Genomic DNA, 13,736 nt, shown 5'->3' with positions numbered 1-13,736 from the left:
GAACCTACACAAAATCTGCACGGCGGTTCGCTACCCTGCCGCTTCATGATCAAGTCAAGATGGGTGGGCGTGCCGGTCTGGCTGGTGCTCGCGCCGTTCACGGCGTGCGCGCCGCGGTACGACTACAAGGCACAGTGCTGGGCCGACGGGCTGGCCGCGCTGCCGAGAGGAGGCGACCGGCTGCACGTGCTCGCGGGCGATTTCAACGCCACGCTCGACCATCCGCCGATGCGGGCCCTGCTGGGCGCGGGCTACCGCGACGCCGCGGACGTCACCGGGCGCGGGCTGACCCCGACCTGGCCTCAGCAGGGATGGGAACCCGTGCCCGGGGTGACGCTCGACCACGTGCTCGCCGACTCGGCGATGGCCGTCGGCGCCTTCGGCGTCTACGCCCTTCCCGGCACCGACCACCGTCCCGTCTTCGCCGAACTCACCCTGCCCCGGTAGGGCACGGAGCGCGATGCCCGGAGGCATCCTTCCCGTCCGCCCCCCTGACGCCGGATGACACTCTCAGGTCATGCCGCCGGACGGCGACGCCTCCTATCGACAGGACCGGAATCGCGATTAATGATCGTAAATAATCGCGGCTGCCATCGGGGCAGCACCTCGTCCAAGGAGATGACTTGACCGCCGAGATCGCGGACTGGCTGTTCCACACCATCAGGCGTGAAGTCACCGGAGCCGAAACCCTCGCCGCGGAGACCGACCTCGTCGCCGTTCTCGGCGAGAGGACCCTCGGCCTCGGGGAAGGCGGGAGGTTCATCGACCACATCCGGTCGAACAGCGAGGCGAAGATCAGGATCGTCGAGTTGTTCACCAGGAACCGCGCCGTCCTCGACGGCTTCGAAGACCGCATCCGCGAGGGCGGGAGCCTCACCGCGGGTGAGGCGCACGCCCTGGCCGTCGCCGCCATCCGGGACGAGGTACTGTCCGAGGCACTCGCGGAGACCGCGTACGGCTACCGCCTCCGTCCCGGCTGGAAGGAGGAGTGGAAGCCCTGATCCCCGGTCCCGGCTCCCCCGCTCAGGCCCCTGCCTGCGGGGGAGAGCCCGCCGCCCGCGGGGCGCCGCTAGGAGAACGCGTAGCACTCGACCTCGGCGCGCCGGTACGTCAGGCCACCCTCGACCGAGCTCCGCACGCACCGGCGCTCGGCCGGGCTGAGCGGCAGCGGGCCGCACACGGCGACCCCGGAATATGCACGGCAGTCGAGGTTCGGGTTGGCCTCGCTGGAAACCTCGTAGTTCTCCCTGACCGTGGCACGGCAGTCGGCCCTGCGTTGCCCGGTGTTGGCGTACCCGCACTGGTTGAGGAGCGTTTGGTACTGAGCTTCACTCACCGGTGTCTTCTTGTCGCTTGGCTGCGCCTGCGCCGTGGTTCCGGTGGCGACGAGCCCAGCTGTGGTGATCATGACGAGCGCCACTGCGGCGATGATGCGTTTCATGATGGCCCCCCTGAACCAGCCCCCTGGATCCACAGTATCCGGCGCAAGGCAAAGAACATTCCGGGCATGGGGTGCCCGGAGAAACGGACCGGCGAGCCGCCGCACGGTCAGCCGGTCCGGGCGGGGACGGCGTCGCTCTCCTCCACGGGCCGCTCACCGGACTCCTGGGCAAAGGGCTCGCCGGAACGCGTGCCGCCCGACGACGCCGACCAGGCCCGGCGCGGCGCCCGTGGTGTGCGAGCCCCGCGCGGCGCGGGCGCACACGGGGACGTAGGGTTACGGAACCGCCCCGCGGACGAAGAGACGCCGGGCGGGCACCGGGGACGGAGCGGGAGGCGGGACATGGGCGAACGTCCTTACGTGCTGCTCAGCTGCGCGATGTCCGTCGACGGGTACATCGACGACGGCACACCGGACAGGCTTCTGCTCTCCAACGAGGAGGACTTCGACCGGGTCGACGCGCTGCGGGCGAGCTGTGACGCGATCCTGGTCGGGGCGAACACCGTCCGCCGCGACGACCCCAGGCTGCTGGTCAGGTCGCGGGCCAGGCGGCGGGAGCGTGTCACGCGGGGCCTGCCGCCCTCTCCCGCCAAGGTGACGCTCAGCACGAGCGGGGACCTCCCGCCCGCCAGCCGTTTCTTCACGACCGGCGAGGCGGAGAAGATCGTTTACGCCGCGTCGCCCGCGTTCGCCGAGCTCGCCGGGCGCCTCGACGGGGCCGCCTCCGTGGTCGACGCGGGAGACCCCCTCGACCTGGACGGCGTCCTGGCCGACCTGTCGGGGCGAGGGGTGCGCAGGCTGATGGTCGAGGGCGGCGGCTCGGTCCACACCGCGTTCCTGCTGGCAGATCTGGTCGACGAGCTGCAGCTCGTCGTCGCGCCGTTCTTCGTCGGGGATCCCGGCGCGCCGCGATTCGTCCACGACGGCGAGTTCCCGCGAAACTCCCGCAGGCGGATGGACCTGACGGACGTCCGGCGAATCGGGGACGTCGTCCTGCTGCGCTACCTGCTGCGGTGAGGGCCCCCGCGTCCCGGATACGCTTTCCCGAACCTCCCGAACCTCCCGAAGCCGACGAGGTCCCGGATCTCCGTACCCGAGGAGGGCGATGAACGACCACGACTGGCTGCGGCTCGCGTGTGACCTGGCCTGGCTCTGCCCGCCGTCCCCCGCCGCCTTCTCCGTGGGGGCCGTGGTGGTCGCCGCGGACGGGCGGGAGATCTCCCGCGGATACTCACGGGAGACCGACCCCCACGTGCACGCCGAGGAGTCCGCGCTCGCCAAGCTCGCCCCCGGCGACCCCGGCCTGCGGGGGGCGACCGTCTACAGCAGCCTGGAGCCGTGCAGCGTGCGCCGGTCCCGGCCGCTTCCCTGCAGCAGACTGATCATCGGCAGCGGCGCCTCGCGGGTCGTGCTGGCCTGGCGGGAACCCCTGTTGTTCGTGGACTGCCACGGCGCGGAGGACCTCGAGGCCGCGGGCCTCACCGTGGTGGAGATCCCGGAGCTGGCCGAGGCCGCGAAGGAGCCGAACGCGCACCTGCTCGCCGGGGGACGGGCCTGCTGACGTTCCCGGGAGCGGGGACGGCTACGACCTGATCGCGGCCCGCGCGCGGGCGAGCCGTACCGCGGAGGAGAGCGTGTCGATGTCGTAGGCGCCCTGGTGCCGCCGCCCGTTGACGAAGAACGTCGGCGTGCCGGAGACGCCGCTCAGGTCGGCGGAGTCGACGTCCTCGGCGACCCTGGCCGTGCCGACGTGCGCCCACAGGTCGCGGTGGAACCGCTCGGCGTCGAGTCCCAGTTCCTGCGCGTGGCGTAGCAGGTCGGACGGCTTGAGATCGCCCTGGCTCGTGAGCAGCCGGTCGTGCATCGGCCAGAAGGCGCCCTGCGCCGCCGCGGCCTCGGCCGCCTCAGCGGCCAGTTGCGCGCGCGGGTGCACGTCGTTGAGCGGCAGGTGCCGCCAGACGTAGCGGAGGTCGCCGAAGTCGGCGAGCAGGTCGCGGACGATGGGTTCCGCCTGGCCGCAGTACGGGCACTCGAAGTCGCCGTACTCGACCAGCGTCACCGGCGCCTTCTCCGGCCCGCGTACGTGGTCGCGGTCCGGGTCGACCGGGACCGCCAGGTCCACGATGGCCTCGGACGTCCCCAGCAGTGCGCGGATCCGCGCGGGCTTCGGCAGGAGCGCGGTGGCGCGGGAGAGCACCCAGGTCAGGGCGGACGCGCAGAGCGCCGCACAGAGCACGCCGACCTTCGCCTCCTCCAGCTCGGCACCGCGGAACGCGATGGTCGCGACGAGCAGCGAGACGGTGAAGCCGATGCCCGCGATCGTGCCGCCCCCCACGACCGTCGCCCATCCCACCGGGGGCCGCAGGCGCCCGCCGCTGAGGCGGGTGACGAGCCACGCGGTGCCCGCGATGCCGATCGGCTTGCCCAGCACGTAGGCGAGCAGAACGCCGAGCGTGATCGGCGAGGTGAGGGCGCGTGCCATGAGGTCGCCGTCGACTTCGATCCCGGCGTTGCAGAGCGCGAACAGCGGGACGATCACGTAGCTGGTCCACGGGTGGTAGAGCCGCTGCAGCCGATCGTTCGGCGAGATGGCCGACGCGAGCCCGACGCGCACCGAGCGTTCGAGCTCGGGGGTCGGTTGCTCGCGGAAGAGCCGGAACAGGCCGCTCGCCCGCTCGAGGTCGGTGCGCGCCGCGGGGTAGGCGTAGGTCAGCAACCCCATCGCCAGCCCGACGACGAGCGGATCGACGCCCGAGGCGAAGAGCGCGACCCACGCCGCCATGCCGAGCAGCATGTACACCAGCCCGTAGTGCACGCCGAGGGCACGCACGAGCAGAACCACGGCGAAGATCGCGAGCGCGGCCAGCAGTGCGGGCAGCATGATGGAACCGCTGTACACGGTCACGATCACCGCGAGCGCGACGATGTCGTCGACGACGGTGACGGTGAGCATGAAGACGCGCAGGCGGTCCGGGAAGCGCGACCCGACGAGGGCGAGCATCCCCAGCGCGAACGCCGTGTCCGTCGACATCGCCGCGCCCCAGCCGTAGGCGGAGGGCAGACCCGCGTTCACGCCGAGGTAGACCGCGATGGGGACGGCCATCCCGCCGACTCCGGCGAGCACCGGCAGCGCGGCCCTGCGTCGCTCGCGCAGTTCGCCCATGTCGAATTCGCGGCGCGCCTCGAGCCCGACGACGAAGAAGTAGAACGTCATCAGCCCGCTGTTCACCCAGCCGCGCAGGTCCTGGGACAGGATCGCGTCTCCCACGCTGATCGCGAGCGGGGTCCGCCAGAGGGCCTCGTAGCCGACAGGGGCGACGTTCGCCCAGGTGAGCGCGGTGAGCGTCGCGGCCAGCAGAACCGCGGAGCTGCCGGTCTCGGTGCGCAGGAAGTCACGCAGCGGCGTCTGGAGGTTGCGCGCCCAGGCCGTCCGCCCGGAAAAAGATGATCTGGGTTCTTGCGATCCCGTCATCCGGTAATTCTGTCCCATCGAGAGAACGGCGCCGCGGCGCCCCACCCCCTGAGGTCCGCGCCGGGAGGAGGCCTCCCGGTGACCGGCGGATCGAGCGCGTCGATCGAGGACCGCCTTCCGGGCGAGGTCCTTTCGGGTTACAGTGAATCCAGTTTTCAAACTAACTGCTGCCCGCACGAGGCCGCCCGAAGGAGACGCCCATGCGTGACGCCGTCATCGTGGAAGCCGTACGCACTCCCATCGGGAAGGGCAAGCCGGGCGGCACGCTGGCCTCGGTCCACCCGGTCGAGTTGCTCGCCCGCACCCTCGACGCCCTCGTACGGCGCAGCGGCGTCGACCCGGAGCTCGTCGACGACGTGATCGGCGGCTGCGTCGACCAGGTCGGCGAGCAGGCCATGAACACCACCCGCTACGCCTGGCTCTCCGCGGGGTTCCCCGAGTCCGTCCCCGCGACGACGGTCGACCGGCAGTGCGGATCCTCCCAGCAGGCCGTGCACTTCGCCGCCCAGGGCGTTATCTCCGGGGCATACGACCTGGTCGTGGCATGCGGGGTCGAGTCGATGAGCCGGGTGCCGATGTGGTCGAATGTGCCGCCCGGCACCGACCCCTTCGGGCCCGGCGTCGCCGCCCGCTACCCGGAGGGGCTCGTCCCACAGGGCGTCAGCGCCGAGCTGATCTCCGCGAAGTGGTCGATCAGCCGGGAGCGGATGGACGCCTTCGCGACCACCTCGCACCAGCGGGCCGCCAGGGCGCACGCGGACGGACTGTTCGCCGCCGAGCTGGTCCCCGTGCGGACGGACGCGGGTGAGGTCACCACGGACGAGACCGTACGGCCGGGCACGACCCCGGAGGTGCTCGCGGGCCTGCGCCCCTCCTTCGCCGACCCCGCTCTCGCCGAACGCTTCCCGCAGATCGACTGGTCGGTCACCGCAGGTAACAGCAGCCCTCTCAGCGACGGGGCGTCGGCCGTGCTGATCGCCTCCGGCGAGACCGCGGCCAGGCTCGGACTGCGTCCCCTGGCCCGGCTGCACAGCTTCGCCGTGACCGGCTCCGACCCGCTGCTCATGCTGACCGGCGTCATCCCCGCCACCGAGAAGGTGCTGCGCCGCGCCGGGCTCCGCCTGGAGGACATCGACCTGTTCGAGGTCAACGAGGCGTTCGCGAGTGTGGTCCTGGCCTGGCAGCAGGAGACCGGCGCAGACCCGGCCAAGGTCAACGTCAACGGCGGCGCCATCTCGCTCGGTCACCCGCTCGGCGCCAGTGGCACCCGCCTGATGACCACCCTGGTGAACGCCATGCGTCAGCGCGGTGCCCGCTACGCGCTGCAGACCATGTGCGAGGCGGGCGGCCTCGCGAACGCCACCGTCCTTGAGGCCCTTTGACGAGCACCGACGCTCCCGCCAACCCGGCCCGCAGCCCCCGCGAGCCCGGCCGCCGTCCCGGCCCGGCTCCCGCGTCGGCCCGGGTGGGGTCCCGCCTCAGGCCAGACAGCGCAGGGCGGCTCTGATCCTGCGGTCGATCGGGTAGTCGTCGGGCAGCCTGCCGACGGTCGCCTCGACGAAGACGGAGACGGGCAGTTGGACGCTCGTGTCGTAGGCGTGCACCCAGATCCGCTCCGCCGTCGGCTCGACCTGGGCGTGCGAGCCCTGCTCGCCGAGCACGAAGACCGCGACCCTGGCCCGCCACCAGGCGCGCTCGTCCGCCTCCTCCTCAGAGACGGGCGCTTCCACGTCGTCGGCATGGGTCGCGTACTCGGAGTCGTAGTGGAAGGTCTGCAGTCCGGCCGGGTAGGGCCCGGCCAGGGTCTGCAGCAGCCCGTCACGGCCGAGCGCGCGCATGCGCGCGCGTGTCTCGCCATTGGCGCTCCGCCACTCCTGGAGCACCTGCTCGACGGGCAGGTGCCTGCGGCGGCGCACGCACCAGTCGTTGAAGGCGTTGAAACCGCCCTCGACCCCCTCGCGTTTGAGCATCGCGGAGAACCCGTCGAGGTCGTCGTCGAGGCAGGCGTGGTTGTACAGTTCCTCTCCCGCCAGGTGCCCGAGAACGTCGCGTACCGACCAGCCCGCCGCACGGGAGGGACGGCTCCAGCCCTCCTCGTCGAGCCGGGAGAAGTGCCGGTCCAGACGGTCCGCCTCGGTGTCGAAGATGTCGAAAGGGTCGAGACCCGGCAGGGGGTCCTTCGATGATGAGCTCATGCCAGGAGCGATACCCCGCGGGCACCACGCGCAACAGCGCCCCCCGCAGCCCGTCACACGGGCGTGTTGAGAGGTTCAGCCAGGTCAGCGGGGTTTCAGCCAGGTCAGCGAGGCGAGGTGAGGTATGCGACGCTGGCGCGCGAGAGCTCGTCCCGCAGCTGCCCGACCGACCTCGGCAGGCCCTCTCCGCCGCCCAGGCTGTGCGCGGTGAGGAAGCTGCCCAGGCACATGTGGAACACCGTGAGCAGGGCCGCCTCTGGGTCCTCGTGCCGGATCTCATCCTCGTTGCGGAGCACCGCCTCCCTGAACGAGGCGAAAAGCCGCTCGCGGGCGCGGAACTTGCGGGTCTTGAGCCGCTCGTCGTCCGTCGAGTGCTCGGCGAGGGGGTGTACGGCCTGGCGGGCGATGTCCTCGGACAGGCAGGTGACGAACGCGCGCACCACGTCGGCCAGGGCCATGTCAGGGTCGCGCAGCCGTTCGGCGAGGTTCTCCTCGAGGTGGGTGAGGACCATGTCCCTGACCGCCCGCATCAGCCCCTGTTTGCCGTCGAAACGGCCGTAGATCCCGCCGATGGAGATCCCCGAGGCCTCGGAGATGGCGGCCATCGTGAACCCGTCGACGCCGTCGCGCGCCAGCACGGTCCTGGCCGCGTCGAGGATCTGCAGGGCGGAACGACGGCTGCGACGCTGCTGGGGCTCCTCGAGAAGGCCCTCGTGCAGACCGGGCAGCCAACTGCCTCCCACGTGGTCCTCGTGACCGTCTTCTCCCTGGGCGGTCTCCTGGCCTCCCGACATGCCAATCCCCTCCGCCCACCGTGAAAAATGCGAGGGTCGTCGTGAATCCTCAGGGCACCCTCACCACGGTATCAGGATCCGAAGCCTCGTTCTGATGTGCGCCGCGTGGCCCGAGGGGACCGGGGACAACGCCCTGTCCGCAGACCTCAAGGCCCACCGTCCGCAACTGGGACAGCACCCGCTCGTCCGGGATCCATCCGAGCCCGTCGCGGCCCTCGGCGGCATTGATGGCGGCCCCGAGGGGAGTCGGCCAGCCCCGCAACGCGTGCACGATGGTTCGCAGAGTCTGCAGCGTCGTGACGGCCGCCTGCCAGCCGTACGCCGTGGCGACACACCCGACCGCCCTGCCCGCCAGGTAGGGCCGCGCGTCGTCCCTGAGCTCCTCCGCGTAGTCGAGGGCGTTCTTGACCAGGCCGGAGACCGACCCGTGGTAGCCGGGAGAGGAGACGATCACGCCGTCCGCCGCGCGCAGCGCCTCGACCAGGCGCAGGCCGGAGGTTCTCGCGGGGCGATCGGGATCGTACATGGGCAGCCCGGCGAGATACTCCGCGCCGAACAGCTCCGTGCGGGCACCCGCCGCCTGCGCGGCGTCGAGCGCGACGCGCAGCGCGGTCTCGCTTGAGGAGGAGGCGCGGAGCGTGCCACCGAGCCCGACGACGAAGGGGGGCATCTTCAATGTCTCCTCGGCTCAGCGGGGTTTCCGACCGGTCGTGCGGGACAGGACGCCCCTGGGCCGTGACCGGGCCGCAGCGCACCGTCACCAATGCGAATCAATATTCTTCTTCGAGTATCCGGCGACCCTCTCCCACCGTCAAGGTCGCGTCGCCCCCTTCTCCGATGAGCCTCAAACCTTGACCAAGAATCCGAATACGGATTTTACTTATCTCGATGCGCGAGTACGGCTCTCGCGTGGCAGGCCCCCCGGACGGTCACCTCGACGTCCGGGAAGAGGCCCCCTGAGCCACGCGACCGCGGGCCGGTTGACGATGTCCCGGCTCCGCGGCAGGCGCATATCGAAGATCCGGATTCGGATGCTCGTCGGCGGTTTTCGACCTTAGGACAGGAGAAGTCATGAGTGTTCAGCAAGGCGGGGCGTCCCTGGGCGCCACCGGGGCGGAGGAGAACGGCGGGGGCGGCGAGGGCGGCGCGGGCGCGATGGAATCGCGCATCGCCGAACTCGCCCACAGGGCCGCGGCCCTGCGCAGGGAACTACCGGACAGCGCCATGGAGGCCGACGCGAAGAACATCGACACGGCGTACGGGATGCGGCGGCTCTGGGAGGAGGGCCTGTTCGCCTTCTGCCTCCCCCTGCGGTTCGGCGGGGTGAACGACGCCAGGGTCGAGCTGTACACCGAGGACCTCTTGAAGATCATCCTTGACATCATGGCGGGTGACTCCTCGGCCGGGATGAACTTCGTGGTCCAGACGCTCACCACCCTGGAGATCTTCAGGGAGGGCAACACGCTGCCCGAGGCGACGAAGGAGGAACTGGCCCGCCTGATCCGCGACGAGGGCGTCAGGTTCTGCGCCTCCAACTCCGAGGCGGGCTCCCCCGGCCCCGTGACGGCCAGGCGCGTCGAGGGGGGCATCGTCGTCAACGGCACGAAGGCGTTCAACAGCAACAGCGGCGGGGGCGGGTGGGCCGACGTCGGCCTCACACTGGAGGGGAGGAAGGGGCGCTACAACGCGCTCCTCCCCCTCGACCAGCCCGGCGTGACCATGAAACACGACTGGGACACCATGGGCCAGCGGGGCACCCACAGCCAGACCATCGTCTACGACGAGGTGTTCGTCCCGGACGGCTACCACTTCACCTCGAACGGGATGCCCCCGCTCTACCTGTCCTACGTGTTCCTCCTGCATGCGACGATCATGCTCGGGCCCGGCCTCGGCGCGTTCGACGCCGCCCTGGACTACGTGAGGAAACTGGACCGGCCGAGCTTCCCCGAGTTCGAGAGCGCGGCGGAGGACGTCCTCCTCCGCCGCCGCATCGGCCACTGCGCGGTCGACCTGCAGTCGGCTCGCGCCTTCCTCCTGCAGACCGCCCGCAAGATCGAGCAGTACGGTCCCGAGGGGGACACGACGGAGCTGTTCGTCGAGGCGTTCGGCGTCAAGGTCGCCTGCATCAGGGCGGCGCTGGCCGTCACCCAGGAGATCTTCGATCTCACGGGCGCGCGCAGTACCGCCAACAGGTACAGGTTCGACCGTTTCTGGCGCAACGCCCGCACGTTCGCCACCCACGACCCGACGGACGCCAAGGAGGTCTGGATCGGCGACTGGTACCTCAGCGGCAAGGAGCCGCCGATGGCGGCGATGCTCCGCGTCTGAGGCCCCGGGTTCGGGGACACGGGCGCGGGGTCCGGGGCACGGGTCCGCGCCCGATCCCGGCGGCTCCAGGGCGCGGGAACGGCGGCTTCCGAATGCGGAAGCCGCCGCTTCCGGGTGCGGAGACGACGGCCGGGCACGGAAACGGACGGGAAGAGCGCGGCCGATCTCGGTTCACAGGCGGACGGGTGTTGTTGTGAAATATGTTTAGCTGGAGCGAACAAAGCGGCGCGCCGCTCGACGGAGGAGGGCACCGGTGAGCATGTCGGAGTACCAGAGCGGCGAGGGACCGGGGCTCAACGACGGCGTCGGCGCCCGCATGCGGCGTTTCCGCAAGGAGCGCGGCCTGACGCTGCGCGGTCTCGCCACCGCCTCCGGGCTCTCGATCGGATTCCTGTCCCAGGTCGAGCGGGGCATCTCCGCCATCGGCCTGACCGCGCTGAACGGCGTCGCCACGGCTCTCGACCACAGCGTGGCGGACTTCTTCGGCGACGAGCCCGACAAGGAGAAGCAGGCGACGGTCACCCCGTTGCCGAGCCACTTCACCCTCACCCGCTCCGCGACCGCCGCCACCGAGTACATCTCGGGCCAGCAGACCTACCGCATGCTCTCCGTCCGCGGCCAGAACCTTGTCCTCGAACCACTGCTGGTGCACATCGCCCCCGGAGGCAGGCGGGAGGACTCCTACGGCCACGCGGGCGAGGAGTTCGCCTTCGTGCTCGACGGCGAGCTGCTCTACGAGGTCGACGGCGTCGAGCACCGCCTGTACGCCGGTGACAGCGTGCACCTGAGGTCCACGGCCCCGCACAGCATGTACAACGACACCGACCGGGTCACCACGGTCGTCTCCGTGGTGACCCCGCGACTGTTCTGACGGCGGGGACGCGGTTGAGCGCTTCGACAGGCGCCCGCTTGCCCTTCCACACCGCGCCTGTCCCTCTGGCCTGCGCCTGCCCTCTGGCCGGGGCCTGTCCCGGCCCGGCGGCCGCCGTCCCGGCTCAGTGCCTGCGCGCCAGCCTGGCCGCCACGGCGACGGCGGTCAGCGCGCCGAGCGCGCCCGCGATGACCGCCCTGTGCTGGCGCGTGATCCGCCGCTGGACCTCGGCGTACGGCACCGTGCTGAAGGAGACCAGCTCGTAGCGGGACACATAGCGGCCGGGCAGCAGCCGCTCAAGGCCGTGCTCGACGCGTTTCTGCAGCAGGAACGACCTGGAGGCCACCTTGTCCCGCATCTCGACGAAGTTGGCCAGCGCCAGCTCGGCGATGGTGTCCGCGTGCTCCTTGCGGCGGGAGCCGTACCTGGCGAGTGCCTCGGGAAAGTCGTCCCCGGTCTCCTCAAGGCACCGGTCGAGCTCGACGCAGTCCTCGAAGCCACAGTTGGCGCCCTGCCCGTAGAAGGGGACGATCGCGTGGGCCGCGTCGCCGAGCAGGCCGACCACCGCGTCGGCGCCGCGCACCTGCCAGGGGGCGGCCCGCATCGTGACCAGGTGCCCGATCGGGTTGTGGGCGTAGTCGTCGGCCAGGTCGGGCATGAGCGCGCGGGCGTCGGGGTAGTTGGCGGCGAAGAACCTCTCGAACCGCTCGGCGGTGTCCAGATCCTCGAAACTGCCCGGCCCCGACTTCGGCCAGAACAGCGTGCAGGTGAAGGACCGGTCCGGGTTCGGCAGGGCGATCATCATGGCCTGGCCGCGCGGCCAGATGTGCAGGGCGCCCGGGTCGAGGGCGAACTCGCCGTCGCGCGCCGGGATCGTCAGTTCCTTGTAGCCGTAGTCGAGGTACTGCTGGCTGAAGTCGAACCCGGGCAGGAGCTGCAGCCTGCCGCGGACCGCGCTGTAGGCGCCGTCCGCCGCGAGCACGACCGGGGCGGTGGCCGTCACGGGCCCCGCGGGCGTCTCGAAGTCCATCCGCCCCGAGTCGACGTCGAGGCCGGTGAGCCGGTGCTCGAAGAGGGCCCGCACGCCGGGCAGCGCGAGGGCCGCATCGAGCAGGGTGCGGTTCAGCTCGGAACGGCTGATGGAGTTGATGGACCGCCGCCCGTCCGCGCTGTAGGGCTGGAAGCTCAGTGCGCCGTCGGGGGCGTGCATCATCCGCCCTGGCATCGGCAGCGCGGCCTTCATGACGGCCTCGTCCAGACCGACGCGGCGCAGCGCGTCGATTCCCCGCTCGGAGATCGCCAGGTTGATCGAGCGACCCCGTTCGGGGGCGGCCTGCCGCGGGTCGGGCCTGCGCTCGTACAGGGTGACCGCGTATCCGCGGCGGGCCAGGTAACAGGCGGTCAGGCAGCCGACCAGACCGGCGCCGACCACCGCGACCTCGTGACGGGATCTCATGGATGGCTCATCTCCCCGGCGAGGGTCTCGGACACCCGCCGGCAGTCATGGAAGGTGGTACACGGCGCCGAGCACGAGGCTCGGAAACGGAAGGGGAGAAAACGAAAGGGGGAGGAAAGGCACGGGCGCGACGGCGCGGGCCGTCACATCGCCGTCCTGGCCGACCACAGCTCCGGGAAGACCTCCCGGCGCAGGCTGCGCTCGAGCCAGCTCAGCCCGCTGGACCCGCCGGATCCCGGTTTGGCTCCCATGGACCTGCGCACCGCCATGAGGTGCCGGTACCGCCAGTCGGAGAAGCGCTCCGACAGATCGGTGAGGGCCTCGCCGAGGCTCCACAGCTCCTCGCCTGGCCCCTGCTCGGCGTAGACCGTGACCCAGGCCGCCTCGACCAGCGGGCTGGGAACGTACTCGGCGGCCGGGTCCTGCCCTGAGGGGATCTCGAAACCCCTTCTGGCCAGCAGGGACAGCACGCTGTCGTAAAGGCTCGGCTTGCCCAGCGCGTCGAGGAGCTCGCCGTAGACCTTCGGGGCCCGCCGGTGCGGGCGCGTCAGCGCCTCCGACTTGTTGCCCAGCAGGAACTCCAGGTGCCGGTACATCGCCGACTGGAACCCCGAGGCCTCGCCCAGCTCGTCGCGGAAGGAGTTGAACTGGGCGGGGGTCATCCAGCCGATCGACGCCCAGGCCGCGTTGAGCGCCTCGAAGTGACGCACACTCCTGCCGATCGCCGTGGTCGCCCCGGCCACGTCGTCCTCGTCGAGCAGTCGCTGGGCGAGCGTCCACTCCGAGCGGAGCAGCCCGAAGTAGAGCTCCATGACCTGGGTGGTCACCAGGAACGCCCGTTCCTCAGGGGCGTCGGTGATCGGCCGCTGAAGGTCGTGCAGGACCGCGGTGCCGACGTAGTCGTCGTAGGGGGTCCCGGTCTCGAACTCCAGGGTCGGCAGGCCGTGGTTGGCCACCGCCCGGTCGGCGCGTTCCCGGCCACCGATCGCCCTGACCTGCCGGGCCACCGAGCCCTTGATGCGCCTCGTCGTCATGTCGCCTCCTTCTTTCAGCTCTATGTTCACGTCTACGGAACTTTTCTGAAATCGGGAGTATGAGGCGATTAGGGCTTCCGGCTTTAAGTCCGGAAGGTTATCGGCGGATCAGGCTTCGATGTGACGGAACGTAACCTCCTCCTGC

14 protein-coding genes are annotated in these 13,736 nt (G+C 70.8%); 7 read left to right on the top strand and 7 right to left on the bottom strand.

The features are described 5' to 3' along the window. Positions 1-15: 15 nt before the first annotated feature. Together AB0395_RS01775 and AB0395_RS01770 are read left to right on the top strand one after the other, a co-directional pair. On the top strand, positions 16-447 hold the full coding sequence (locus AB0395_RS01775) for an endonuclease/exonuclease/phosphatase family protein (RefSeq protein WP_366276221.1): 432 nt from the start codon (positions 16-18) through the stop codon (positions 445-447). 176 nt (positions 448-623) lie between these two features. Continuing rightward, a complete protein-coding gene (locus AB0395_RS01770) occupies positions 624-1,001 on the top strand; it encodes a hypothetical protein (RefSeq protein WP_366276000.1) in 378 nt (125 codons plus the stop codon). A gap of 68 nt (positions 1,002-1,069) precedes the next feature. Here the strand turns inward: AB0395_RS01770 and AB0395_RS01765 are convergent, their stop codons facing one another. Next, positions 1,070-1,441: a hypothetical protein gene (locus tag AB0395_RS01765; protein ID WP_366275999.1), complete on the bottom strand. Its 372-nt coding sequence runs from the start codon at positions 1,439-1,441 to the stop codon at positions 1,070-1,072. 342 nt (positions 1,442-1,783) lie between these two features. On the opposite strand from AB0395_RS01765, the gene AB0395_RS01760 reads away from it, so the two are divergent. Further along, positions 1,784-2,458: a dihydrofolate reductase family protein gene (locus AB0395_RS01760; protein ID WP_366275998.1), complete on the top strand. Its 675-nt coding sequence runs from the start codon at positions 1,784-1,786 to the stop codon at positions 2,456-2,458. An 88-nt stretch (positions 2,459-2,546) separates the two neighbouring features. Further along, positions 2,547-3,002: a dCMP deaminase gene (locus tag AB0395_RS01755; RefSeq protein WP_366275996.1), complete on the top strand. Its 456-nt coding sequence runs from the start codon at positions 2,547-2,549 to the stop codon at positions 3,000-3,002. A 21-nt stretch (positions 3,003-3,023) separates the two neighbouring features. Here AB0395_RS01755 and nhaA read toward each other — a convergent pair whose 3' ends face one another. Beyond that, a complete protein-coding gene (nhaA, locus tag AB0395_RS01750) occupies positions 3,024-4,913 on the bottom strand; it encodes a Na+/H+ antiporter NhaA (RefSeq protein WP_366275994.1) in 1,890 nt (629 codons plus the stop codon). A gap of 200 nt (positions 4,914-5,113) precedes the next feature. On the opposite strand from nhaA, the gene AB0395_RS01745 reads away from it, so the two are divergent. Beyond that, positions 5,114-6,295 (top strand): thiolase family protein, encoded by a 1,182-nt coding sequence (locus AB0395_RS01745; protein WP_366275992.1) that lies wholly within the window; start codon positions 5,114-5,116, stop codon positions 6,293-6,295. Positions 6,296-6,391: 96 nt separating this feature from the next. Here AB0395_RS01745 and AB0395_RS01740 read toward each other — a convergent pair whose 3' ends face one another. The 3 genes from AB0395_RS01740 to AB0395_RS01730 form a co-directional block, all read right to left on the bottom strand. Beyond that, the gene (locus AB0395_RS01740; protein WP_366275990.1) at positions 6,392-7,108 is read right to left on the bottom strand and encodes a maleylpyruvate isomerase family mycothiol-dependent enzyme; all 717 of its coding nucleotides are present in this window, start codon (positions 7,106-7,108) and stop codon (positions 6,392-6,394) included. Positions 7,109-7,212: 104 nt separating this feature from the next. Beyond that, complete coding sequence (locus AB0395_RS01735) at positions 7,213-7,902, bottom strand: TetR/AcrR family transcriptional regulator (protein ID WP_366275989.1); 690 nt, start codon at positions 7,900-7,902, stop codon at positions 7,213-7,215. A 49-nt stretch (positions 7,903-7,951) separates the two neighbouring features. Continuing rightward, entirely contained in the window at positions 7,952-8,572 is a 621-nt protein-coding gene (locus tag AB0395_RS01730; RefSeq protein WP_366275988.1) for an NADPH-dependent FMN reductase, read from the bottom strand. A gap of 401 nt (positions 8,573-8,973) precedes the next feature. Between AB0395_RS01730 and AB0395_RS01725 the strand changes: the two genes are divergently transcribed. Further along, complete coding sequence (locus tag AB0395_RS01725; protein WP_366275987.1) at positions 8,974-10,230, top strand: acyl-CoA dehydrogenase family protein; 1,257 nt, start codon at positions 8,974-8,976, stop codon at positions 10,228-10,230. A gap of 259 nt (positions 10,231-10,489) precedes the next feature. Beyond that, positions 10,490-11,101, top strand: a complete 612-nt coding sequence (locus tag AB0395_RS01720) for a cupin domain-containing protein (protein ID WP_366276220.1) — start codon at positions 10,490-10,492, stop codon at positions 11,099-11,101. Between the two features lie 124 nt (positions 11,102-11,225). Here AB0395_RS01720 and AB0395_RS01715 read toward each other — a convergent pair whose 3' ends face one another. Then, positions 11,226-12,557 (bottom strand): NAD(P)/FAD-dependent oxidoreductase, encoded by a 1,332-nt coding sequence (locus AB0395_RS01715; RefSeq protein WP_366275986.1) that lies wholly within the window; start codon positions 12,555-12,557, stop codon positions 11,226-11,228. A 143-nt stretch (positions 12,558-12,700) separates the two neighbouring features. After that, positions 12,701-13,591 carry a tryptophan 2,3-dioxygenase family protein gene (locus tag AB0395_RS01710; RefSeq protein WP_366275985.1) on the bottom strand — a complete coding sequence of 297 codons (891 nt, stop codon included), beginning with the start codon at positions 13,589-13,591 and terminating at the stop codon, positions 12,701-12,703. Positions 13,592-13,736 lie beyond the last annotated feature (145 nt).

Origin of the sequence: Streptosporangium sp. NPDC051023 (assembly GCF_040689595.1) — a bacterium.
Classification (GTDB): Bacteria; Actinomycetota; Actinomycetes; order Streptosporangiales; family Streptosporangiaceae; genus Streptosporangium.
The sequence above is the reverse complement of the archived record's forward strand: the minus strand, read 5'-3'. Positions and strand labels throughout refer to the sequence as shown.

Bases quoted from the DNA above. Each gene is read 5' to 3' on its own strand.
- AB0395_RS01765 (WP_366275999.1), bottom strand. From the start codon at position 1,441: ATGAAACGCATCATCGCCGCAGTGGCGCTCGTCATGATCACCACAGCT.
- AB0395_RS01760 (WP_366275998.1), top strand. From the start codon at position 1,784: ATGGGCGAACGTCCTTACGTGCTGCTCAGCTGCGCGATGTCCGTCGAC.
- AB0395_RS01755 (WP_366275996.1), top strand. From the start codon at position 2,547: ATGAACGACCACGACTGGCTGCGGCTCGCGTGTGACCTGGCCTGGCTC.
- nhaA (WP_366275994.1), bottom strand. From the start codon at position 4,913: ATGACGGGATCGCAAGAACCCAGATCATCTTTTTCCGGGCGGACGGCC.
- AB0395_RS01745 (WP_366275992.1), top strand. From the start codon at position 5,114: ATGCGTGACGCCGTCATCGTGGAAGCCGTACGCACTCCCATCGGGAAG.
- AB0395_RS01740 (WP_366275990.1), bottom strand. From the start codon at position 7,108: ATGAGCTCATCATCGAAGGACCCCCTGCCGGGTCTCGACCCTTTCGAC.
- AB0395_RS01735 (WP_366275989.1), bottom strand. From the start codon at position 7,902: ATGTCGGGAGGCCAGGAGACCGCCCAGGGAGAAGACGGTCACGAGGAC.
- AB0395_RS01730 (WP_366275988.1), bottom strand. From the start codon at position 8,572: ATGCCCCCCTTCGTCGTCGGGCTCGGTGGCACGCTCCGCGCCTCCTCC.
- AB0395_RS01725 (WP_366275987.1), top strand. From the start codon at position 8,974: ATGAGTGTTCAGCAAGGCGGGGCGTCCCTGGGCGCCACCGGGGCGGAG.
- AB0395_RS01720 (WP_366276220.1), top strand. From the start codon at position 10,490: ATGTCGGAGTACCAGAGCGGCGAGGGACCGGGGCTCAACGACGGCGTC.
- AB0395_RS01715 (WP_366275986.1), bottom strand. From the start codon at position 12,557: ATGAGATCCCGTCACGAGGTCGCGGTGGTCGGCGCCGGTCTGGTCGGC.
- AB0395_RS01710 (WP_366275985.1), bottom strand. From the start codon at position 13,591: ATGACGACGAGGCGCATCAAGGGCTCGGTGGCCCGGCAGGTCAGGGCG.